27 protein-coding genes are annotated in these 20314 nt (G+C 63.1%); 8 read left to right on the top strand and 19 right to left on the bottom strand.

All coding sequences use genetic code 11. The annotated features are described in order from the left end of the window. From AX760_RS14600 to AX760_RS14545, 12 genes are all read right to left on the bottom strand, one after another. A partial coding sequence (locus AX760_RS14600; protein ID WP_071833651.1) for a phage tail tape measure protein occupies positions 1 to 555 on the bottom strand: 555 nt, incomplete at its 3' end. 58 nt (positions 556 to 613) lie between these two features. After that, on the bottom strand, positions 614 to 880 hold the full coding sequence (locus tag AX760_RS14595) for a rcc01693 family protein (protein ID WP_245295029.1): 267 nt from the start codon (positions 878 to 880) through the stop codon (positions 614 to 616). Beyond that, positions 877 to 1257 (bottom strand): gene transfer agent family protein, encoded by a 381-nt coding sequence (locus AX760_RS14590; RefSeq protein WP_071833650.1) that lies wholly within the window; start codon positions 1255 to 1257, stop codon positions 877 to 879. The genes AX760_RS14595 and AX760_RS14590 overlap by 4 nt, the downstream gene beginning before the upstream one ends. Beyond that, complete coding sequence (locus AX760_RS14585) at positions 1257 to 1664, bottom strand: phage major tail protein, TP901-1 family (protein ID WP_071833649.1); 408 nt, start codon at positions 1662 to 1664, stop codon at positions 1257 to 1259. The genes AX760_RS14590 and AX760_RS14585 overlap by 1 nt, the downstream gene beginning before the upstream one ends. A 67-nt stretch (positions 1665 to 1731) precedes the next feature. Beyond that, positions 1732 to 2130: a DUF3168 domain-containing protein gene (locus tag AX760_RS14580; RefSeq protein WP_071833648.1), complete on the bottom strand. Its 399-nt coding sequence runs from the start codon at positions 2128 to 2130 to the stop codon at positions 1732 to 1734. Beyond that, positions 2127 to 2462, bottom strand: a complete 336-nt coding sequence (locus tag AX760_RS14575; protein ID WP_071833647.1) for a phage head closure protein — start codon at positions 2460 to 2462, stop codon at positions 2127 to 2129. Before AX760_RS14575 ends, AX760_RS14580 begins: the two co-directional genes overlap by 4 nt. A 2-nt stretch (positions 2463 to 2464) precedes the next feature. After that, complete coding sequence (locus AX760_RS14570) at positions 2465 to 3034, bottom strand: head-tail connector protein (RefSeq protein WP_071833646.1); 570 nt, start codon at positions 3032 to 3034, stop codon at positions 2465 to 2467. Positions 3035 to 3199: 165 nt separating this feature from the next. Next, complete coding sequence (locus AX760_RS14565; RefSeq protein ID WP_083531196.1) at positions 3200 to 4483, bottom strand: phage major capsid protein; 1284 nt, start codon at positions 4481 to 4483, stop codon at positions 3200 to 3202. Beyond that, positions 4476 to 5060 (bottom strand): HK97 family phage prohead protease, encoded by a 585-nt coding sequence (locus tag AX760_RS14560; RefSeq protein WP_071833644.1) that lies wholly within the window; start codon positions 5058 to 5060, stop codon positions 4476 to 4478. Before AX760_RS14560 ends, AX760_RS14565 begins: the two co-directional genes overlap by 8 nt. Before the next feature lie 117 nt (positions 5061 to 5177). Then, positions 5178 to 5489, bottom strand: coding sequence for a DUF6107 family protein (locus tag AX760_RS14555; protein ID WP_071833643.1), 312 nt, complete (start codon positions 5487 to 5489; stop codon positions 5178 to 5180). A 274-nt stretch (positions 5490 to 5763) separates the two neighbouring features. Then, positions 5764 to 6945: a phage portal protein gene (locus tag AX760_RS14550; RefSeq protein WP_071833642.1), complete on the bottom strand. Its 1182-nt coding sequence runs from the start codon at positions 6943 to 6945 to the stop codon at positions 5764 to 5766. Positions 6946 to 6992: 47 nt separating this feature from the next. Then, positions 6993 to 7640: a hypothetical protein gene (locus tag AX760_RS14545; RefSeq protein WP_071833641.1), complete on the bottom strand. Its 648-nt coding sequence runs from the start codon at positions 7638 to 7640 to the stop codon at positions 6993 to 6995. 161 nt (positions 7641 to 7801) lie between these two features. On the opposite strand from AX760_RS14545, the gene AX760_RS27230 reads away from it, so the two are divergent. After that, positions 7802 to 7945, top strand: a complete 144-nt coding sequence (locus tag AX760_RS27230; protein WP_175552067.1) for a hypothetical protein — start codon at positions 7802 to 7804, stop codon at positions 7943 to 7945. Between the two features lie 43 nt (positions 7946 to 7988). Here the strand turns inward: AX760_RS27230 and AX760_RS14540 are convergent, their stop codons facing one another. Both AX760_RS14540 and AX760_RS14535 read right to left on the bottom strand, forming a co-directional pair. Next, entirely contained in the window at positions 7989 to 9374 is a 1386-nt protein-coding gene (locus AX760_RS14540; RefSeq protein WP_083531197.1) for a DNA-packaging protein, read from the bottom strand. Between the two features lie 301 nt (positions 9375 to 9675). Beyond that, entirely contained in the window at positions 9676 to 10254 is a 579-nt protein-coding gene (locus AX760_RS14535; protein WP_071833640.1) for a hypothetical protein, read from the bottom strand. A 270-nt stretch (positions 10255 to 10524) separates the two neighbouring features. On the opposite strand from AX760_RS14535, the gene AX760_RS14530 reads away from it, so the two are divergent. Next, complete coding sequence (locus AX760_RS14530; RefSeq protein WP_071833639.1) at positions 10525 to 10866, top strand: MmcQ/YjbR family DNA-binding protein; 342 nt, start codon at positions 10525 to 10527, stop codon at positions 10864 to 10866. A gap of 25 nt (positions 10867 to 10891) precedes the next feature. Here AX760_RS14530 and AX760_RS14525 read toward each other — a convergent pair whose 3' ends face one another. Together AX760_RS14525 and AX760_RS14520 are read right to left on the bottom strand one after the other, a co-directional pair. After that, the gene (locus tag AX760_RS14525) at positions 10892 to 11554 is read right to left on the bottom strand and encodes a LysE family translocator (RefSeq protein WP_342587497.1); all 663 of its coding nucleotides are present in this window, start codon (positions 11552 to 11554) and stop codon (positions 10892 to 10894) included. Between the two features lie 54 nt (positions 11555 to 11608). Further along, entirely contained in the window at positions 11609 to 12082 is a 474-nt protein-coding gene (locus AX760_RS14520) for a YcgN family cysteine cluster protein (RefSeq protein WP_071833637.1), read from the bottom strand. A 220-nt stretch (positions 12083 to 12302) separates the two neighbouring features. On the opposite strand from AX760_RS14520, the gene AX760_RS14515 reads away from it, so the two are divergent. The 3 genes from AX760_RS14515 to AX760_RS14505 all read left to right on the top strand — a co-directional run bounded on the left by AX760_RS14515 (position 12303) and on the right by AX760_RS14505 (position 15856). After that, positions 12303 to 14549: a transglycosylase domain-containing protein gene (locus AX760_RS14515; protein WP_087149256.1), complete on the top strand. Its 2247-nt coding sequence runs from the start codon at positions 12303 to 12305 to the stop codon at positions 14547 to 14549. A gap of 175 nt (positions 14550 to 14724) precedes the next feature. Continuing rightward, a complete protein-coding gene (locus tag AX760_RS14510; RefSeq protein WP_071833635.1) occupies positions 14725 to 15315 on the top strand; it encodes a DUF1214 domain-containing protein in 591 nt (196 codons plus the stop codon). After that, the gene (locus tag AX760_RS14505) at positions 15308 to 15856 is read left to right on the top strand and encodes a DUF1254 domain-containing protein (protein WP_071833634.1); all 549 of its coding nucleotides are present in this window, start codon (positions 15308 to 15310) and stop codon (positions 15854 to 15856) included. Before AX760_RS14510 ends, AX760_RS14505 begins: the two co-directional genes overlap by 8 nt. A 270-nt stretch (positions 15857 to 16126) precedes the next feature. Here AX760_RS14505 and AX760_RS14500 read toward each other — a convergent pair whose 3' ends face one another. Next, on the bottom strand, positions 16127 to 16312 hold the full coding sequence (locus tag AX760_RS14500) for a hypothetical protein (RefSeq protein WP_139276000.1): 186 nt from the start codon (positions 16310 to 16312) through the stop codon (positions 16127 to 16129). A 404-nt stretch (positions 16313 to 16716) separates the two neighbouring features. Continuing rightward, positions 16717 to 16995, bottom strand: coding sequence for a hypothetical protein (locus AX760_RS14495; RefSeq protein ID WP_071833633.1), 279 nt, complete (start codon positions 16993 to 16995; stop codon positions 16717 to 16719). Positions 16996 to 17310: 315 nt separating this feature from the next. Here AX760_RS14495 and AX760_RS14490 point away from each other — a divergent pair, with 315 nt between their 5' ends. From AX760_RS14490 to AX760_RS14480, 3 genes are all read left to right on the top strand, one after another. After that, complete coding sequence (locus AX760_RS14490; protein WP_071833632.1) at positions 17311 to 18072, top strand: SH3 domain-containing protein; 762 nt, start codon at positions 17311 to 17313, stop codon at positions 18070 to 18072. A 144-nt stretch (positions 18073 to 18216) separates the two neighbouring features. After that, positions 18217 to 18480, top strand: a complete 264-nt coding sequence (locus tag AX760_RS14485) for a hypothetical protein (RefSeq protein ID WP_139275998.1) — start codon at positions 18217 to 18219, stop codon at positions 18478 to 18480. Positions 18481 to 18665: 185 nt separating this feature from the next. Further along, the gene (locus AX760_RS14480; RefSeq protein WP_071833630.1) at positions 18666 to 19775 is read left to right on the top strand and encodes a DUF2336 domain-containing protein; all 1110 of its coding nucleotides are present in this window, start codon (positions 18666 to 18668) and stop codon (positions 19773 to 19775) included. 108 nt (positions 19776 to 19883) lie between these two features. Here AX760_RS14480 and AX760_RS14475 read toward each other — a convergent pair whose 3' ends face one another. Then, a complete protein-coding gene (locus tag AX760_RS14475) occupies positions 19884 to 20222 on the bottom strand; it encodes a DUF1491 family protein (protein WP_071833629.1) in 339 nt (112 codons plus the stop codon). Between the last annotated feature and the right edge of the window lie 92 nt (positions 20223 to 20314).

Raw genomic sequence — 20314 nt, 5'->3', positions numbered from 1 at the left:
GCGCGCAACCGTTCGCGTCAGCATCGCCGCAATCTGTCCTTCCGATTTTCGAAAGCTCTGGGCATCGGTCGCGGTCACGTTGAAGACCACGGTCGTTGCCCCACCTGCGCCGGCGACGCCGAGCGAGCCGTCAGGGCCGCGCTTCAGCGGCAGGATCGCCTCCGACCCCGCCTCGCCCATCAGCCCCACCTGCCCGTCCATCGGAAAATAAGTCGGCGCCGAGACGATGCCGCCGGCTGCAAACGGCGTCACCCGCCCCGGCACGCCGCCGGAGGCAAAGCCGGTTGCGCCGCCAAGACTGCCGATCACGCCTGTAAGCGCCGATCCGAGCATGGTTTCAAGCGGCTTCAAACCCGCCGAAAGCGCGATCTCGCTCAGCCGCAAGCCAGCGCCTTTCAGCACATCCTCCAGCCCCTTGCCGCCCCGCGTCGCCGACACAAGCGCGCCGGTCAGGGCCGATCCAAACGAGCGCGAGCGCCCTTCCAGATCGGACAGAACGCTCTTCAGCGCCTCGGCCTCCTGCGTTGCTGCGGCAAAATCCGTCGTTTCGACCATGTCGCTCTCCTTGCTTGTGGCGGCTTCTCACCCACCACTACCCACTACCCACGACCCACTACCCACTCATCACTTCCCACTCATCACGTCGCACTTCCCCATCCGGAAACGCCCCCATCAGCGCCTCCAGCCCCGATCGGTCCGGCACGCCGACGCGCGGCTTGCACCAGCCGCCGGCGGCAAACAGTTCGCGCGGCGTCATCGCCCAGAAATCAGACGGGGAAAGCCGCAGCAGGCAAAGCCCGAGATGCAGCACATCGGCCCAGGGAAACGGTTTTACGTCCGTCACGCTCGTGTCCGTGATGCTGGTGTCGGTCGTCTTCACGCCTGCTGCGGCACCGGAGGGTTTGCCGGGCTCTCCCCTGCCTCGCCGAAGGTCGCGGCGAGAAGCGTGCCGGTCAGCCGGGCGAGACCGGCAAGCCCACCGTCGACGCTCATGGTTGCGACATCATCGTCCGACAAGAGATTGCCGCCGCCGCGCAGGCCGGCACCGAGAATGCGGATCATGTCCTGCGCCTTCAGCCTGCCGGCCGAAAACCGCGTGGCCAGATCCATCAGATTGTCGGCGGCAAAAGCCGTTTCGAGTTCGGCAAGACTGCCGAGCGTCAAACAGAGGATCCGCCGTTCGCCACCGATGACAGCCTCGACTTCGCCGCGATGCCGGTTGGCACGCCCCGCGATCCCATGGGAAACCGGACCCATCAGAGCACCACGAAGGTGAGCGCACCGGCCGATTCCAGCGCCAGTTCAAACAGCACCTCGCCATTGTACTGTCCGGAATATTCCAGCGCCGTCACCTGAAAGGCGCCGGACAGGGTGCCGAAATCGGGGATGACCACCTGCCAGTTGAGGATCGTGCTGTTGAAGAAAGCCGAGCGCACCAGCGCGTCCGAATTCTGGTCCTTGAAGATGCCGGCGCCGGACAGCGAAGCCCGCTGCACGCCGGCGCCGCCGAGCAGTTCGCGCCAGCGACCGGCCGATTCCGCATCCGTCGCCTCCACCGTCTCGGCATTGAAGGCGAGCCGCTTCGACCGCAACCCCGCCACCGTCACGTAACTTCCGCCATTGTCGATCTTCAAAAGAAGATCCTTGCCCTTCTGCGCCACCATGTCTTGTCCTTTCGAAACGAGAAAAGCGCCCGATGGGGGCGCCAGAATGCCAATCCGATTGTCGATCTCACTCCGTCACCGCCCGAAACATCATCTCCGCCAGATGCCCCCTGGCCTTGGCGTCGCGGACGAAGCGGGTTTTCTGGTGGCGCAGGTTGACGAGTACCGCGCCGCTCAGAGGCAGCGCCGCATCGTCGATGAGGGCGTGCAGACGGGCCGCGATCGCCTGCGTCACACGATGCCCGCCCTCGCCGCTGCGCACCTCCAGCGTTACGATATGCTCCTCCCCCGGTTCGCTGGCCGTCGACCAGTCGCGGGTCTCGATGCCGGCAAAGCGCACATGCGGCTCGTCGCGGCGCAGTAACAGCCGGTCGTGCACCCCGTCGGTGCCGATCAGCGCCGTCAGCACGGCGTCTTCGGAAAGCCGCGCGTAGATCGCCGCCTGCAGGGCTTGCGCAGCACTCATCGCCCGTCCTCCTCGCAGCGGCAGACGAGGTAGCGGCGCCTCTCGTCGGGGTCACTATGCGCCCGGATGATGAACAGCCGCGCGCCCTTGCGAAACCGCATGCCGGCTGTCACGTCGTCGCGAAACCGGATGGTGATCCGGTGCGTGATCGAAAACACCGCCCTGTCCGCCTGCTCGCGGTCCGGCATCGCGACCGGCTCGATCATCGCCCAGAGCGACGCCACGATCGCATAGCCCGCGACGATGCCGCCCTGCCCGTCGGTGACCGGCTGTGGCATTTCCAGCTCCAGCCGGGCGGACAGCTGGCCGGAATCAAGCAGTGTCGTGTCCATCGTCACAGCCCCCGCCGGCAAAACGGCGCGATCAGCCGGTCGTAACCGACGGGCACTGCCGCCGGCTGGCTGTCGGGTGAAACGGCGCCGCGGCATTCGTAAAGCAGCGCCACATGCAGCAGCATGGCGCGTTTGAGCGTATCGGGTATATCCGTGCCCGCCTCACCGAAACCGGCGGTGAAGTCGATCTCGATGCCGTTGATTTCGCGCCCGATCAACGGCCGGGTCGCAAGCAGCAGTCGCGCCGGACGCGATTGTCCATCGAGCACGGCATCCGCCAGCGCCACGTCCTGCGGCAGGCCGGCCGCATCATAAATCGTAACCAGGTCAATGCTTTGCACCGGGCTTTTCGCAATGGGAATCACCGCTCCCTCCGGCCAGTCGTCGCGATAGAGCCGAAACGTCCGGCTGATCAGGACGAGCCCGGTGGTCTGCTCAAGATACTGCCGCACGGCCCGGATCAGCGCCTCGATCAGCGTATCCTCGAGCGTGCCGTCGATGCGCAGATGCGCCTTCGTTTCGGCAAGCGTCAGCGGCTCGCCGCCGGGCGGCGTCAGTTCGGCAATGGTCATTGGATGTCTCCGTCGACGGGATCATGGCTGTGAAAGAGGTGGCGGACGCAGCGGGAGGGGAACCGCGTCCGCCTTCATGCTCCGGCGGCAGGGAAGACCGCCGGGCACGAACTGTCGACACCCTTTTGAACAAGGGCGGCCGGCCGGTTTTTCAAGATGCGAAATTTAGGAGGCGGCGAATTTGACCAGCTTGATGGCCTCGAAGTTCTGCACGCCGCCGCCGACCCGCTTGGTCGTATAGAAGAGAACATAGGGCTTGGCCGAATAGGGATCGCGCAGCACGCGCACGCCGGTGCGGTCGACGATCAGGTAGCCGGCGGCAAAATTGCCGAAGGCGATGCCATAACTGTTGGCGGCGATATCCGGCATGTCTTCGGCTTCAGTGATCGGAAAGCCCATCAGCGATGCCGCCTGGCCGACAGCGGCCGGCGGGTGCCAGAGATAGTTGCCGTCGGCATCCTTGAACTTGCGGATTTCCGCCTGCACCTTGCGGTTCATGACGAAGCTGGCATTCTGCCGGTGCCCGGCCTTCAGCGCATAGATCGTGTCGATCAGCGTGTCGGAGGGGCCGCTGGCCTTGAAGGCGCCTGCAGCCCCCGTGGCGACATAGCCGATATTGCCCCAGCTCCAGCCAGTCTCGGCCACATTGGTGTAGCTGAGAAAGCCCTTCGGCTTGTTGACGCCGTCACCGGAAACGAAGGCCGTGCCTTCCTGCTCGCCAAAGGCTATGTCGACCTCCGACGCGATCCAGTTCTCGATATCGACCGCTGCATCGTCGAGCAGTGCTGCCGTTGCCGCCGGCATCGCATAGAGCTCCATCGTCGGAAAGGACAGCTCCGCCAGCTGCGGCGTCGTCGTCTGCGGCCGCACCGCCGTCTCCGAGACCCAGCCGGTCGCCATGCCGGCCAGCGCAAACGGTTTCTTCAGAACCGCGCCCGAAACCTGCCGCACGGTTGCCAGTGCCCGGATCGGCGAGACCACGGACAGCCTTCGGCCGATCTCGTTGTCGGTCTCGTTCGGCACAAGGTAACCGCCGTCTGTGGCCGAACCGATCGAAAACGCCTTGCCTTCGAGGTCGCGCAGGCCCTGCTCGTCGCCGCGACGCATATAGCCTTCAAACGCCGCCTTGTGCTCGACGGTCTCGAGGCTCGCCGCGTCGCTGCGGCCGAGTGCCGGGCGCGCCTTCTTCAGCACCAGCTGGTCGAGCATACGTTTCTGCTCGTCCATCGTCCGGTTGATCCGGTCCATCTTGTCGCGGGTCACGACATCGGCGGTCAGCCTGGTTTCGAGTTCGCCGAGCCGCCGGTCATTGGTCTCCTTGAAGGCCTCGAAGGCGCCCATGAAGTCGTCGAAGGCCGCCGTCATGGTCTCCGGAACGGTCTTGATTTCCGGTGCCACCCTGATTTCCGGTGCCATGCGCGGTTTTTGCATCGTTTGTGTCTCAGTCATGAAGCCTGTCCTTGTCTGCTTGGAGTTTCATCATCCGGGTCGCCCGCCGCATCCGGCGCACGAGTTCCGTTTCGGGGTCGCGGAACCACCGCGCATTCTTAACGTTCGAGACGCGCGCCGAGGGCAGCATCGGGAAGGTCACGATCGAGATTTCCCAGAGGTCCGCCTCGAGGATGCGGCGTACGCCGCTCCTACCGTCGGTCTTTGCCTTGACGGTCTGGAAACCGATCGAGAGACCGTCGAGCGCGCCCGCCTTCATCAGCTGGTGCACCTCCTGCGCCCGCGCCACGCCCGGCGAAAGCTGGCCTTCGACATAGAGCCCGCGTGCATCCTCGCGGATCGTTTTCCAGGCCCCGAGCGGCTCGCCCGGATCATGCTGGAAAAGCATGCGCACGCCGGACGCACCACGCCGGGACAGCGAGCGCGAAAAGGCGCCGGGCTCGATCGCATCCTTGCCGAGATCGACCTCGCCGAAGATGCTGGCATAACCGGAAAAACGCCCCGCGCCGGTCACCCCGGCAAGTGTCAGATTGGCAAACTTCTTCGTTCGCCAGACAGGCAGTCTGTCGGTCGTCATGGATATCTCCGAATTTAAAGAGGGGAGCCGATAGGCAGTAGGCAGGAGGAATTTCGCCAGCCAACAACCTTTTCCCGACTGCCTACTGCCTACTGCCTATCGCCTGTTTCCTATTGCCTACTTCCGCCCATACCGATCCGCCACCCGCGCCACCGCGCCGAGCACCCACCAGGCCGAGAGGCTTGCAGCCGCCGAACCGGCCAGCATGACTTCCGTCCCCGACAGGCTGCCGGCGACGCCCAGTCGTGAAACGATCCAGAGCCCGGCCGGCCCGCCGAAGATCAGACCGCAGAGCATTCCGGTGAAAAACCGCGATGCCGCCTCGCGCCGGCCCTTGGGCAGCATGTAGACCAGCGACACCGCAGCACCCGCCGCCGAGCCGATGCTTCTCGCCGCCCAGAGGCCGGGATCATTGCCAAAATCAGTCATTTGTTAAGCCCTTGATGCTAGTGTCAAATCACGCCATTCGCGGCGTTTCGAACCGCCTGACGTTAGGTCAGTGGCGGCCTGACCAGACGTCAGGCATTCGATTTCCCTGAATCATTTGAATCGCTTGCCCCTTTGTCTTCGAAGATTGAATCAAGGCCTTCACAGTCTGATTCAACCAAGCCCGGATTAAGAGTCCGGTCTTGGCTCCAAAGCGCTGAAACAAAAGGGATTTTCACCCTTCAAACGATCTGAACCCAGATCTCGGCCGGCAACGCTACTCTTCGACCGAATAGCCCACGGCCTGTCGTTTTTCCGCGTTGCTGAGGAAATCCGCATCCTTCAGCCGCGCCCAGACCTCCGCACGTTCCGCTGACAGCCCGGCCACCTGGTCAAGGTCCGGCGCCAGTCGCAGCGTCTCGCCCAGGCTTTCCGAAAACCAGCCTGATAGCGCCGAGAGCGTGCGAAACAGCATCGGCAGAACCGTCAGGCGATAGAAGGCGCGGTTGGCCTCCTGATAGTTGGCATAGGTGTTGTCGCCGGGAATGCCGAGCAGCATCGGCGGCACGCCGAAGGCCAGTGCAATGTCGCGGGCGGCGCCATTCTTCGCCTCGACAAAATCCATGTCCTTCGGCGAAAGTCCCATCGCCTTCCAGTCGAGCCCACCCTCCAGCAGCAGCGGCCGCCCGGCCCGCATCGGGCCGGAATAACCTTCGTCGAGTTCGGTCTTCAGCCGCTCATACTGGTCGGCCGAAAGATTGCCGCCCTCCTTCGGCTGGTAGACCAGCGCACCGGACGGCCGGGCCGAATTGTCGAGCAGCGCCTTGTTCCAGGTCGCCGCCGCATTGGAAAGATCGAGCGCCATCTGCGCGGCTTCCAGCGGCGGAAAACCGAGATGGTCGTCGAGCGGATGGAACAGCCGCAGATGCAAGAGCCCGCCGGCACCGACGGCATGCCGGCGCGACAGCGTGCCGACGCGGTATTCATAGGCCTCCGGCCAGCCATCCCGGCCTTCGAGGATGCGCATCCGGTCGGGGCGCAGAAGGTGCAGTTCCCGCACCGCCTCGCCGACACGGAGCGCCTCGACATAGGCATTGCCCGACAGCAGCAGATGGCCGTAGAGCGTTTCGAGAAAATCGACGCCGCCCATGCGGGCGTTCGGTCTGGCCAGCAGCGCCAGCACCGGATGCTCGCTTGTTTCGCGTATGCCCTCATAGAGCAGCAGCGGCACCGATGCAGCAGCCTCCGAAATCAGCCGCACCGCCCGATGCGCGGCCGGGTTCTTCATGAACCCCTCGCGTGAAAGTCCGGCATAGGTCCGGCCGGTCCAGTGCGCCCGCGCATCCTTGGAAAGCGCAATGAAGCCGGTCGCGGCCTTCGCTTCGGTCTTTGCCTGGGCCTCGGCATAACCGGGTCGGTCCCCCGGGCGCAGCCACGGCAGGCGGAAAGGATTTTTCATCGGCCATATCCTTGAAAGAGATCGTTCGAAATCAGAGGCGCGTCACCTCAAGCCAGCAGTCCGCCAGGCTGCCCGTCCGGAGCGGACAGCGTGATCGCCGCGTGATAGGCTTTGGCATATCCCGCGACGATCGCAGCCCGGTCGCGGCCGTTGATGATCCGCCGGGCGCCGGTCCAGTCGGTCCGGGCAACCGTAAAATAATCCGAAAGCCGCTTGCCGGTAAAACTGCCGCGGATCATGCCCACGACGACAATCTCGGCAGCCACCCCTGTTTCCATGGCCCGGTCGGGGTCGGCGAGCAGATCAATCCCGGTCAGTTCCGTCATGCGCGCGTAGTTTGCCCTGTGGGTCAATTGCACAAGCCCGCGTCCCAGCCAGCTCTTGCCCTCCGCGTCGCGTCGCCAATAGGGCACGGAAACCGATGGCAGGCGGCCGCGGCCATAGGCACTGTCGAGAATGGCGATTGCCCGGTCGTCACTTTTCGCAAAGGTCTCGCGCACCGGCTGCATTGTCGCGCCCGTCTCGTGATGCGCGGTCGCCAAGATATAGGCGCGCCAGCGACTGTCCGGGACATCCGTGCGGCTCTCAAAGCAGTCAAGCACAGTCGAGATACCCTCCACTTGGTCGCGAGACAGCCTGCCGTCGAACAGGCTGGAACGAACCGTCTTGAAGAACAGATTGCGCTTGAAAGTCATGGCAAGACACTCCGCGAAGAATGGGGTCGAAAAAACTGTGACCTTAAATCGATTAAACCGAATTCAATCGTTTAAACTGTTTAATGCCCTGATTTACTTTGTCTTTACGATGTGAAATCTCTTTTCGGACAGTAAACCCGGTTCCGATCGAGGAGGATCCAGTGAACGCCAACACCAAAACACCGTCCGAAACCGAACGGTCGACGATCCCGCAGCCGCTGCTCGACCGGATCGAAAACGAGTGGCACCAGATGCGTGTCAACGCACCGGCTGCACCGAAAACTGCCAGCGACAGCCCGCGCTGAAGCAGACGGGACGGCGCGAAGCGACGTATTGAAAACCAGAGTTTCAGATCCCCCGCACCCGCGGTTCGCCATGCCCTTCCAGCATCAGCGCCGTCAGAGCCCAGACCAGCGCATCCAGCCGGTCCGGCGAACGGCCTGACGAAAGCCCGTCCGGCCCGAAATCGCACATCTGGTCTTCGAGCGCCGGAAACGAACCGGCATGAACGACGCGCGACTGTTCATAGAGCGCCGCCACCGGTTCGGCCCGCAGCCATTTGCCACGCGATGCCCGGACGGTCTTGACCGGCACCTGCGCATCGATGCCGCGCAGCACGGCGGTGACCATGTCTCCGCCCTGGTTGATTTCCGCCACGACCCTGTCGGCATCGAAGCGGCGATAGGCGCGCACCACAGCCTGCGCCCATCCGGCCGGACTGGCGCTGTCCACCGAGCAATCGGCAAGAACCACGCCCCGACCCTGCCGATCGAGCCCGGCCACGACAATGCCGCAGCAGGACTGCGCGCCGGCACCGGCCGGCGGGTCGACCGCGACGACGATCCGCGACAAGGATCCGGCATCGCGCAGCTTCAGCGCCTCGATCAGCGCCCGTGACCACAGCGCATCCTGGCGATCGACGATCATCTCGCCGTCCAGTTCCTGCCGGCCCAGCCTTGTCCCGCCATAACGCCTGGCCATGGCGTCGAGAAAACCGGGCGCCAGGTTCTGTGCATTGTCGCTGGTCCGGATCCGGCGGGTTTTCGTCGCGGGATCGGCGATCAGTGCCTTCAGCAGCGGCAAAGGCCGCGGCGTCGTGGTCACCAGCATCTGCGGATGGTCGCCGAGCCGCAGCGCAAACTGCAGCATGTCGAAGGTCTCCTGCGGGTGTTTCCATTTTCCAAGCTCGTCGCACCAGGCAAAGTCGAATTGCGGTCCGCGCAGCGATTCCGGGTCTTCCGACGAGAAGATCTGAGCGATCGTCCCGTTCGGCCAGACCAGCCTGCGGCGCGACACCTCGAAATCCGGCCGGTTCTCCCGGGCAATCCGGCAGATGCCGGAAATCCCGTCGATCATCACTTCCCGTGCATCGCCCAGCGTCTCGGCCACTAGAGCGATCCGCCGGGCCGGGCCGGCCGTCTTTGCCGTGGCGATGGCCTGCACCCATTCGGCGCCTGCCCGCGTCTTGCCGGATCCGCGACCGCCCATCAGCACCCAGGTCCGCCAATCGCCGTCCGGCGGCTTCTGCTCCTCGCACAACACGCAAAACCAGTCGCGCAGGAACCGCCTGTACAGCGCGCAGGCTTTTGCATCGGCTCCCTCGTCCTGCGCTGCACCGTCAGCCTCCGGCGTATCCTCGCGACTGTTCGGAGACCCTGTTTTGCACGCTCCGGATGGAAGCGCCTGCGCCTCCTTTAAAAGCCCTGTCCTCCCTGGGCTTGGGCCAACAGGCATGCCGTCCGCATCGCCTGCGTTGCCGGATACGCTGCCGTGCCGCAGCAATTCGTCGGCCCCCGGCCCATCGCAGACGGTCAGCGCAGAAGGACTGCTTGACCCATCCGAAATCGTGTTTTCCGAAGCGTTGGAGATCGGCCTTGCCCTGTCTGACACACCTGTTCCGTTGCATGCGATCGATTGCGTCATTCCGTTTGCATCGGCCGTAGCCCGCGCGTGCACCACCCGGATTTTGCCCATCTCCCTGCCATGTTTGCCGACAACCTCGCCCGCCTCTTTCGTCGCGCCCTTGGTCAGGCGTTTATCGCGGCGGCGGTCCGGTTGCATCTCCGCTGCCGGCGGCGGCAGCACCGGCGTTTCCGTGCTCTTGCGCGGCGGCGGCTTCCCGTTGCCGCGTGGCCGAAATCTGCTGCGCACGGCTTTCGATCCGGGCCTCGAATTGCGCGCGCAATGCTTCATAATCATCCTCATCGATCTGCACTTCGGCCTGCATTTGCCGGTCATGCGCAATCGTCCTTTGCAGGCTGTCGATCTTTTCCAGTGTGCGCACGATCAGCGACATCGCTTCGATGCTCGCCTTGGCATCGGCTTGCGTCTGCTTGCGGTCGATCTCGTTGTCATCGACAAGCGCCCGCTCTGCCGCCTTTTCGCGCAGCACCTGAAACTGCTGCAACTGCATGCGCAGTTCCTTGGTCATGCCGTTCAGCATGTCCTGGAGATCATCGAGCGGCGATGCCGCTTCCGCCTTGGTGTCGAGCACCGCAGCCCAGGCCTGCGCCTCAAGTTCCGCGTTGCGCCCACCGGGCGTCAGGCCATCATAGACCAGCGCCTTCGGCCAGACGCCGAACAGCGCCGGATCGATATCCAGTTCCAATGTCATCGACGATGTCCTTGATGGCGCAGAGATGCGTGGGTAGTGGGCGCAAAAACCTGCGGCTGATCTTCCCCTCGTGGGGCAGCGGTCACAGCGTTACAGAGGGGTACCGCATAAACGGCGCTCGCATTGAGAGCCGAGGCGACCCGCCTCATCCGCACTTCTCCGACTGTACCTGAACACTAGCAAACCACCGTGACGCCGTCAAGGATTATTTTCCTATTAGGATTATTTTCTTTGCCTTGCGAAACCGGCACCCCGTGTTACTCTTTTCCCATGTTGACGGAGGAAATCGAAAAACTGGCGCTCAGCCTGCCGGGAACGCTTGAAAGCGCGCATTTCGGCAAGCGGGACTTCCGCGTGGGAAAACGGATTTTCATGACCCTGCCCGAAGCCGGCCGCGCCGTCTTCAAGTTCACACCCGAGCAGCAGCGCAGGCTGCTCGAAACCGAACCCGGCATCTGTGCAGCGGTGTCCGGCGGCTGGGGCGTCAAGGGCTGGACCTCGGTCTGGTTTACCCAGGCCAGCGAAGACCTGATCCACAGCGTCATGGAAACCGCCTGGCGCAACGTCGCGCCGAAGAGCCTGCACAATGGCGCGCCCCCGAAGCAATCCTGAATCCGTATTTTGAAGCGAAACGCGCTCAACGCGCCGTCGTCAGCGCAAACCAGAGCGCCACGCCGGCCAGCAGCACCGAGAGCACACGCCGGACCCGCCGCTCGCGCAGCGGATCGTTCAGCACCGGCGCGAGGCTTCCCGCAAGCAGCACGATCAGCCCGTGGATGACGGTCGCGATCAGGACGTAGACGGCGGTCAGCGCCAGCGTCTGCACCACGACATCCGGGCCGGGCGCGACAAAACCGGGCAGCACCGCCACGTAGAACAAAAGGGCCTTCGGGTTGAGCACATTGGTCAGCAGGCCGCGCAGGAAATAGCCGGAGGCCGTGCCTGCAGCAGCCGTCTCCGGCCGGCTGGCGGCCAGCCAGCCTTCGATTGCGAGATAGAAGAGAAACAGAACGCCCGCCCACCGCAGCGCCTCGTAGAGAACACGCGAGCCATCGATCAGGGCGGCGGCACCGAGCGCGCCGGCAATGCCGATCAGCGCCAGCCCGAGCGCCACGCCGGCAACGGCTACAAAACCGCGCCGCCGTCCCTCGACGGCCGAAACGACGGCGAGCCAGGTCATGTTCGGTCCGGGTGTGATCTCGATCAGCACCGCCGCGATGCTGAACGGCAGGACGGTGCTGGAAAGAAAGGCCGAAACATCGGTCATGACCGGACTATAGCGAGAGATTACCGGGCGCACAGCGCCATTCCGGCCTCGCCCGCCTTCCCCTTGAAAACGGTCCTGCCACAAACCTCAGTCGCGGTTCTTGATGTCCCCGCCGACCGTCAGCGGCCAGTCGACCAGGTACTCCTCGTAGTCGTCGATATCGATGCCGTCCTCCGGCACCGTGCGGCCGCGAACCGATATGCCGGCCTGGTGCACGGTATCCGGGTCGCCCGAGACCAGCGGATGCCACCAGTAGAGATCGATGCCGTCGCGCACCAGCCGGTAGCCGCAGGTCGGCGGCAGCCAGGTCAGCGTCTCGACTTCCTCGACCGTCAGCTGGATGCAGTCGGGCACCGTCGCCTGCCGGTTCGGATAGTCCTTGCACCGACAGCTTTCGCCGTCGAGCAGCGTGCAGCCGATCGAGGTCCAGGCGATCTCGCCGGTATCCCAGTCCTCCAGCTTGTTGAGACAACAGAGCCCGCAGCCGTCGCACAGGCTTTCCCATTCGGCATTGTTCATCTCGCTGAGCGTCTTGGTTTTCCAGAACGGAATTTCGCCCATGGCCATCATTTCCTCACCATCGCGCAAACCGCGATTCCTGCCTTAATGCGGCGCAGCGCAACTGTTGACACGGGCCGTCGCCCTCGACGCGATTATCTCCGTCAAGATTGCCGGTTTTTTAAGGCTGCGATGACGATATGCAAGTAGAATAGAAAACCGGCCCATGCAAATATCCGCGGGCGGACCACGAACACAGCGGGAAACCAGTGCCGTGCAGGACATGATGCCAGACGACAGCCACCAGGCAAAAGACCGGCCGCGCAAGCGCCACATCTTCCTGCGCATCGATTCCTGGATCGATTCGACCGTCTGGAATGCCGGCTTCCGGGCTGCGGAATGGTGGGAGGACGTCACCATCTTCTTCCGACGGTTCCGCACGCGCGGCTGGAAGAAGGTGCTGTTCGACATTCTCGGCGAAGGCATGAACTGGGGCACCGCCGGCGCCGTGCTGATGCTGGCGCTCGCCCTTCCGGCCTTCGAGGAAACCAAGGGCAACTGGCGCGCCCAGAGCGATTTTGCCGTCACCTTCCTGGATCGCTACGGCAATGACATCGGCCACCGCGGCATCATCCACGAGGATTCCGTGCCGATCGACGAGCTGCCGGATACGCTGATCAAGGCCGTGCTGGCCACCGAGGATCGTCGTTTCTTCGATCACTATGGCATTGATTTCCTTGGGCTTGCCCGCGCCATGACCGAAAATGCCCGTGCCGGTGGCGTCGTTCAGGGCGGCTCGACGCTCACCCAGCAGCTGGCGAAAAACCTGTTTCTGACCAATGAGCGCACCATCGAGCGCAAGATCAAGGAGGCCTTCCTCGCCGTCTGGCTCGAAAGCAACCTGTCGAAAAAGGAAATCCTGCGGCTCTATCTCGACCGCGCCTATATGGGCGGCGGCACCTTCGGGGCAGCGGCAGCCGCGCAGTTCTATTTCGGCAAGGCCATCACCGACGTCAATCTGGCCGAAAGCGCCATGCTGGCCGGCCTGTTCAAGGCGCCGGCCCGCTATGCGCCGCATGTCAACCTGCCGGCAGCCCGCGGTCGCGCCAACGAAGTCCTGACCAATCTCGTCCAGGGTGGCCTGATGACCGAGGGCCAGGTGATTGCCGCCCGGCTCAACCCCGCCACCATCATCGATCGCGCCCAGAAAAAGGCGCCTGACTTCTTCCTCGACTGGGCCTTCGACGAGGTCCAGCGCATCGCCCGGCCGTTTGCCCAGCACTCGCTGGTGGTGCGCACGACCATTGACATGGGGCTGCAGCATGCGGCGGAGGAAGCGGTCGAATCCAACCTGCGGCAATATGGCGAGAGCTACCGCGTCAAGCAGGCCGCGCTGGTGATGCTGGAAAATGGCGGCGCCGTGCGCGCCATGGTCGGCGGCCGCGACTATGGCGAAAGCCAGTTCAACCGCGCCACCAAGGCATTGCGCCAGCCGGGCTCCTCGTTCAAGGTCTATACCTATGCGGCGGCGATGGAAAAGGGCTTTACTCCGGAATCGGTGATCAGCGACGCTCCGATCACCTGGCGCGGCTGGTCACCGCAGAATTACGGCCGTTCCTATGCCGGACGCGTCACCATGCTGACGGCGATCGCGAAATCGATCAACACCATCCCCGTCCGCCTCGCCAAGGACGAGCTCGGCACCGAGCGCATTGCGCAGATGGCCAAGGACATGGGCGTCGAAACACCGATCCGGACCGACAAGACCATGCCGCTCGGCACGTCCGAAGTCACGGTGCTCGACCAGGCGACGGCCTATGCAGTCTTTCCCGCCGGTGGTTTCCAGTCGCGCCGCCATGGTGTGAGCCAGATTCTGAATTATGACGGCGACGTGCTCTATGATTTCAACCGCGACGCACCGCCCGCCAAACGCATCCTCAGTGAAAAAGCCAATGCGTCTATGAATTTTATGATGACCCAGATCCCTGTCATCGGCACGGCGCGCAGGGCAGCGCTCGACAACGGCATCGTCACCGGCGGCAAGACCGGCACGACGCAGGCCTATCGCGACGCCTGGTTCGCAGGCTTCACCGGCGATTACACGACCGCCGTCTGGTTCGGCAATGACGACTACACCTCGACCAACAACATGACCGGCGGCTCGCTTCCGGCCATGACCTTCAAGCGCCTGATGGACTATGCCGAACAGGGCATCGAGCACCGCGCCATTCCCGGCATCGACAATCCGCTGCCGGGTCCGGCAAGCGACAAAGTCGCAGCCGCTGCAAAACCTGTCGACGAGAATGCGCTGCCGCCCCTGGTGCGGCCAAGGTCGCTATCGGCAGAGGCCACCCGGTTGATCCGCGAACTCGGCGAAAAATTCAACTCGGCACCACCGTTGAAACGCCCGGAGGACCTTCCCGGCCGCGTCGCCGAGATCGATCCGCAACCCACCGGCGCGATCGACACGGATGCCGGCAAGGCCATCGACAAGGCCATCGTCAAGGGAGGCCGCCATGCGGGGCAATGATCATCTGGCACTGGAGGCCATGGCAAGCGGATTGGGCTGGCTTGCCTCTTCCTCACGCCCAGGTGACAGCACCCGAAAAACGGAGATGCGGGGCCGAAGGCTATCTCTTCTGGCTCCGGCTTCTCCGGCACGCTCCCATCCCCTCTCCTTTCCCCCACAGTCCCGGTAGCATCGCTTGTTCCGCATCCCGCTCCTTGTCGCCCTTGCCCTGTGCGTCGCCTTCGGCGTCGGCATCGCCTCTGCCGTCTCTGCCCTGAAAGCGACCGTCGGCTTCGGCGCAATCGCGCTTGGACCGTGGACAGCCTTTCCCGATGCCCAGACCGCCAAGGCCGACCCTTACGCCCGCGCCCACCGGGCCCGCGCCGGACAACTGCTCTATGGCGGCGCGGAAGGCTTGCAGTTCACCGCAGCTGTCGATGATGCCGGTGCGACACTCGTGTCCACCTGCCGCTACGACATTACCGGCCTGACCCCGCCTGCCCGTTTCTGGACGCTCTATGCCGCCAACGCAAACGACGTGGCGCTGCGTCCCGGGCCGGAACTGCCCTCCGCTTTCAATGCCCTGACCGTGCTTCGCCAGAAGGACAGCACCTTCGTCATCCATGTCTCTTCTCGGGCACAGCCGGACAACTGGCTGGCCGTTCGCGAGACGACCGGAGCTTTCAAGCTGGTGCTGACCCTGCTCGACACGCCGACGGCGGGTTCCTCCGGTGTTGTCGATCTGACAATGCCGAAGATCGTCAGGACGGGTTGCGGCAATGCGTAGCGTCCTGTTCGCCATTCTCACCGGCCTTGTCGGCGCCGCCCTGTTGCACATCGTCATCATTCTGACGCTGCCGCAATTCACTGGCAAGGACGCCTATACGCGGGTGCTCGGGCTTTTCGAGATGGACAGTTTTTTCGCGCTGTCCGCCGATCCCGGACCGACGGGCCTTGCCAATGATGATCCGTTCCTGCGCGTCGCCGTCTGCGGATTCTCAATCGATGGCAGTCCGGCCCGTTTCCGGGCAAGCGGCACCGTTCCGTTCTGGTCGCTGGTAATCTATGACGCAAATTCCAACGAGGTCTTCAGCATGAACGACCAGACATCGGTCAACGGCAATCTCGATCTCGTCGTTGCCACGCCGATCCAGCTTGTCGAATTGCGCAAGACACCGTCTGAAAGACTGGCGCAGTCGATCATGGTCGAGATGCCGGAGGAGCAGGAGGGCTATGCCGTGTTGCGGGCGCTGGCGCCAACCGGCAGTTTCGAGGAGGCTGCGCGCAGCTTCCTGGCGGAATCGAGCTGCGAACCGTTCAGCCGCTAGATCGACAGCGGTGGCCGTAGCTGAGTAACGTTATGGAAAAGGATGGGGGAAATGGTGCGTCTGTGGTCCGCAGACGCCTTGAACCTGGAGGCCACTGGCTTCACGATCCACTGCATTGGACCTGAACGACTGTCCAGGAAGCATCGCATTGTGGCGCGTGGATTGGCACCTGGATTCTGGCAAAACCCTGCCGAGGTTTCCGGCGCACGACAGGCCGCAACCGATCGCAACAGAGGCGGATGCGCGATCATATGCTCTGTTAGGCCAGTCCTAGTGCTTCTTGCGTCCGCCCTGAAGAGGTGTTTTCGCAGGACCACCGTCCGTCTGGCCGTCGAGGCGCTCGTAGCGGATGCCGGTGAACAACAGGATCACGGCCTCGCTGGAGGGGGCTTGCTCGCCCGGTAGTTTTCGAGGTGTCCGCGGCGTGCGGCCCTCCATTCTGATTACGTCTGCCATGCTCGTCTCCATTAAAAAATGAATGAGACGGATGAACTATCGTGGATCTCACCCTGCCCGTCTCTGGGCTGACGCATTCCCGGGATCAGGACCCCGGCATTCGCGCCTTTCTCGTTTGCTCCTTCTTCCGGATACCCGGATCTTCATGCCAGTCTTCAAAGCGGTCTACAGCGTCGCAAATCGAACTATGACCGCCGCAGCTTTATTGAGCCATACGATAGTTAACGGCCCGTTAAGGAGAGAAAAGAGACTTGGGGAAAAGCAGGCACCGCAACCGCGGCCCTGCCCCCCACAAATCATGTGCCGCTGCACTATAACATCGGCTGACCTCTCCCGCTTGCAAAAACGACATTAGGCAAACGGTGGACGGCAAGCAGTTCCTGAGGGAACAGGGCGGTTTCGGATTAACGGCGCGCCAGAAGACCGACGAAAAACGAGATGCCGGCGACAGTCAGAAGCGTCGAAACGGGTTCGTCGCGAACGCGTTCGCGAAGTCTCTCTGTCAGCACTTCGGCCTCCGACGTCACGACTGCCTTTGCACCGCTGCCGATGGCGGAAACGGAATCGGTCAGACGCGAGATCTCGGCGCGCAGTTCAGCGATCTGGCTCTCAAGTTCGGCGCGCGCGCCGGTTGCTTCGATTTCAGCTTCGTTCGAGACGGTTGCAAATTTATTATCGGCCATGGTCAAGCTCCTTGTTTGAATCTTAGCACCACAACGCCTGTCTGCGTCTTTGGTTCCATGAACAGCGTGCGTCCGCAGATTTGACACCCGGAAAGTCCATGTTGCCGGCTTGCCTTGGCGTCCCGCAATCCGACGCTATGTAAGATAAGGAGAAGGTAAGGTGCAACGATCGACAAAAGAGCTGCGCCACCCAAATAAAAACACAAAAACAGACGTCTACTCAACTATGCAGTGGGATCCCCCCGCCTTCAGGACGATGTAGGCCGACACAGTAGCGAACTCAGTGAAAAAACGCATTTTACGGGAGAAACATCAGTGAGAAACATTCTTTTGGGAGTTGCGGCCGCAGCCATGCTGCTGGTGCCCAGCCTAGCCGCAGCCGCAGACGGTTTTGCCACGGCAAACGTCAACATGCGCTCGGGACCAAGCACGCGCTATCCGGCGGTGACCGTCATTCCGGTCGAGACCGAACTCGAAATCCATGGGTGCCTGTCGGACGTCCCGTGGTGCGACGTCTCCTTCTACCAGGGGCGGGGCTGGGTTGCAGCGCAATATATCGCCACCGAATATCGCCAGAACCGCGTCTATCTGCAGCCGCAATATTACCGGCCGCTCGGCATTCCGACGATTACCTTCGATCTCGGCAACTACTGGGAGCGCAACTATCGCAACCGCGACTTCTACAGGGATCGCCAACGCTGGAGCCGCTCGAATGATGACGGCAATCGTATCGAACGCCGTCGCACCACGGACCAATATGAGCGCAGGGACCAGTACCGCAACACAGACAACGACGTGTACAATCAGGACCGTGACCGGCGCGATCGTCGGGACCGCGATCGTGATCGCCGACGGGTAATCGAAGAAAGAAACACCGTCGACCAGTTCGACAATGACGGCCGTCGTCGTCGCGACGAAAGCCGTCGCCAGGAAAACCGGCGCGAAGAAGCACGCCCGCAGGAAAATCGCCGCGAACAACGCCGCAACGAAGAGCGCCGTAATGATCGCCGCAACGATCGCCGACCGGGCACATGCGCTGAAGGCGATGTTCAGTGCGCCATCAACAAGGCAAAGTAACCTCTTGAACAATCCGGGGGCGTCATCGCCCCCGGACGTCCTGGACAAGCAAGGCGTCTGCAACCGTCGACATATAACTTTTGCGCGTATGGAACAATATCTTCTCCTGAGAGTTGTCCGTTCTAGCAACCAAGGAATATGGTCATGACGAAACAGCTCTCTGTCCGCATGCAACTCCCATCGAGACGCCAGACCTGCGAAAGCGAGATGCGCCACGGCGTGCGTCTGCTGGTGGACAAAGCCGTCCTCAAAGGATTCACCCGCGAAGAGGCACTGATCGCGATCAGCGATGCCGCGGATGCGGAGCTTGTCAACTCCACCGAAGACCTCGCCGCATCCAACGAAGACATTGCCGGACGCGCCAGGCCTTTCCCGGACATCGTTTCGCTGCGCCTCGCGTGCCGATGACACGCCGCTGGCACCGTGCCGCCGTCTATCGGTTGGCGGCCACTCGGGGCGCCTTATCCCGGCCCCAGATATAAAGGAAACCCAAACACCCATAGTTAACGAGCCGTCAACGCTTTTGCCCTAGTGTGAACCATGGGTCCCGTATCGGTACAGTGGCGTTTCGCCGGCTGCCCGGGCGGATGTGTATGAAGTTTTGCGTGCGAGTGGGTGTATCCGTGTCGGACCGGTTTCGTGAGTTGGAAAGACCGCAATCAGGACGTCTCAAAGACGTCGTGCTGATGGCGACGGTGACCGGTTTCGAGGGTCTTCGGCACCCGCGCAAATCTGACATGAAGCAGTTTTCCGAACTGTTCGAACCGCTTTTCCAGTCCTCCAGCGACGAGGCCCGGCGTCAGGCCGCAGCCGCCTTGTCGCAATGCCCGCACCTCCCGGAAGCGGTTGCCCTGCAGATCGGCAGCGCCCAGATTTCGATCGCTGCGATTTTCCTCACCCGGTCCACGTCGATCGCCGACGAGACCCTGATTGCCATCATCCGCAGCCAGAGCCCTGCCCATTCCACGGCCATCGCGAGAAGGGAGGATCTTTCTCCCCAGGTGGTGGATACGCTGGTCGAACGCCGCCAGACGCTCGGCAGCCTGGCGCAGCAGGCCCGCACGGTCCGCGCAGCGCAACCGCAAATGCCCTCGTTGGAAGATCGCACAGCCGCAACGACAACGGCGCGCGATGACATGCGGCAACGGCAATTGCGCGAGGAAAGCCTGCGTCGGGAATTGAAGGCGCTGGCCCTGACCAATCGTCAGGCTGCGATGCCGGTGCCGGTACCGGTGCAGCTTGCCCCGATCGGCGAATTGCCGGAAGCCCTGCTGGTGCGGTTTGCCCGCAGCGGCGAAGCCAATCTCTTTGCCTTCAGCCTGTCTGCCAGCCTTGACGCTACGCCGTTGCTCGGGGAACGCATCGTGCTCGACGTCTCCGGCCAGCAACTGGCGGCAACCCTGAGCGCCCTTCTGGTCAACCGCAGCGACCAGATGCTCATCCTGCAGTCGCTCTACCCGCATCTTGCCGAGCGCATCGGCGGAACGACCCGCGCCGAGGTGCTGATCGACACCAGCAATCCCGTCACCAGCCGCGAGCGCGTCGAAGCCTGGCTCCGGGCGGATCGCTCCTCCACTGAAACGGCCACCCATGCGCCGCATCTGGCCGCCGACCGGACCGTCGATCCGCGCCAGACGAACGCCCGCCCCGTTGCCACCGAGCAGACGGCTGTCGCCGGAAAACGCCGCAGCTTCGGTCGCTAAGCGCGCCAGAGCCCGTCGCGATCCCCAGGCTCCGCCGCGGCGAATGAAGGTTTTGTTATACCGAAGGCTTCCGTCAAAAAGGCGCAGTCCGTTTCGGCGCGACAGGTTCTATCCGGCAACATCGAACAGATCGCCGCGGTCTTCCACTTCGATCTCGACGATCCAGCAATCCGGATCGAAGCGCATTTCACGGGCAAGGCTTGTCTCCACGGTCTCGGCATCGACCCTGTCGAGACGCACCTCAAACAATCGCCCGGGGTTCAGATCCGCGTCGAAGGCGCTTTGCGGCGCCGGTCCGTAGAGCACTTCCGTGCCCAGGCGCAGCCGCTGCCGGATGAAGATCGCGCCGGCTTCGGCCGCGCCCTTGCGCAGCACGGCGGCATAATCGCCGCCAATGAAGACGCGGCGGATCAGGGCGGACACGAAGATTTCGGATTTGAGACGCATGCACCGCTGATTACACCGGCGGCCGTCGCCGCGCAAATCCGGACTGCGATGGTCGGGCAGACGCAAAGGCAAGGATGGTAAGCGGCAGCCCG

The organism is Pararhizobium antarcticum (assembly GCF_001885585.1).
In the GTDB taxonomy this organism is placed as follows: Bacteria; Pseudomonadota; Alphaproteobacteria; order Rhizobiales; family Rhizobiaceae; genus Pararhizobium; species Pararhizobium antarcticum.
This window is presented reverse-complemented; position numbering and strand designations above follow the sequence as displayed.

Coding starts and splice junctions, on each gene's coding strand:
- AX760_RS14495 (WP_071833633.1), bottom strand. CDS start 16,995: ATGGCCGATAATAAATTTGCAACCGTCTCGAACGAAGCTGAAATCGAA.
- AX760_RS14540 (WP_083531197.1), bottom strand. CDS start 9,374: ATGCCTGTTGGCCCAAGCCCAGGGAGGACAGGGCTTTTAAAGGAGGCG.
- AX760_RS14580 (WP_071833648.1), bottom strand. CDS start 2,130: ATGAGTGCTGCGCAAGCCCTGCAGGCGGCGATCTACGCGCGGCTTTCC.
- AX760_RS14505 (WP_071833634.1), top strand. CDS start 15,308: ATGCGTAGCGTCCTGTTCGCCATTCTCACCGGCCTTGTCGGCGCCGCC.
- AX760_RS14530 (WP_071833639.1), top strand. CDS start 10,525: ATGTTGACGGAGGAAATCGAAAAACTGGCGCTCAGCCTGCCGGGAACG.
- AX760_RS14475 (WP_071833629.1), bottom strand. CDS start 20,222: ATGCGTCTCAAATCCGAAATCTTCGTGTCCGCCCTGATCCGCCGCGTC.
- AX760_RS14570 (WP_071833646.1), bottom strand. CDS start 3,034: ATGACCATTGCCGAACTGACGCCGCCCGGCGGCGAGCCGCTGACGCTT.
- AX760_RS14520 (WP_071833637.1), bottom strand. CDS start 12,082: ATGGGCGAAATTCCGTTCTGGAAAACCAAGACGCTCAGCGAGATGAAC.
- AX760_RS14485 (WP_139275998.1), top strand. CDS start 18,217: ATGACGAAACAGCTCTCTGTCCGCATGCAACTCCCATCGAGACGCCAG.
- AX760_RS14545 (WP_071833641.1), bottom strand. CDS start 7,640: ATGACTTTCAAGCGCAATCTGTTCTTCAAGACGGTTCGTTCCAGCCTG.
- AX760_RS14480 (WP_071833630.1), top strand. CDS start 18,666: ATGAAGTTTTGCGTGCGAGTGGGTGTATCCGTGTCGGACCGGTTTCGT.
- AX760_RS14515 (WP_087149256.1), top strand. CDS start 12,303: ATGATGCCAGACGACAGCCACCAGGCAAAAGACCGGCCGCGCAAGCGC.
- AX760_RS14535 (WP_071833640.1), bottom strand. CDS start 10,254: ATGACATTGGAACTGGATATCGATCCGGCGCTGTTCGGCGTCTGGCCG.
- AX760_RS14550 (WP_071833642.1), bottom strand. CDS start 6,945: ATGAAAAATCCTTTCCGCCTGCCGTGGCTGCGCCCGGGGGACCGACCC.
- AX760_RS14500 (WP_139276000.1), bottom strand. CDS start 16,312: ATGGCAGACGTAATCAGAATGGAGGGCCGCACGCCGCGGACACCTCGA.
- AX760_RS14560 (WP_071833644.1), bottom strand. CDS start 5,060: ATGACGACCGACAGACTGCCTGTCTGGCGAACGAAGAAGTTTGCCAAT.
- AX760_RS14555 (WP_071833643.1), bottom strand. CDS start 5,489: ATGACTGATTTTGGCAATGATCCCGGCCTCTGGGCGGCGAGAAGCATC.
- AX760_RS14590 (WP_071833650.1), bottom strand. CDS start 1,257: ATGGGTCCGGTTTCCCATGGGATCGCGGGGCGTGCCAACCGGCATCGC.
- AX760_RS14565 (WP_083531196.1), bottom strand. CDS start 4,483: ATGACTGAGACACAAACGATGCAAAAACCGCGCATGGCACCGGAAATC.
- AX760_RS14575 (WP_071833647.1), bottom strand. CDS start 2,462: ATGGACACGACACTGCTTGATTCCGGCCAGCTGTCCGCCCGGCTGGAG.
- AX760_RS14585 (WP_071833649.1), bottom strand. CDS start 1,664: ATGGTGGCGCAGAAGGGCAAGGATCTTCTTTTGAAGATCGACAATGGC.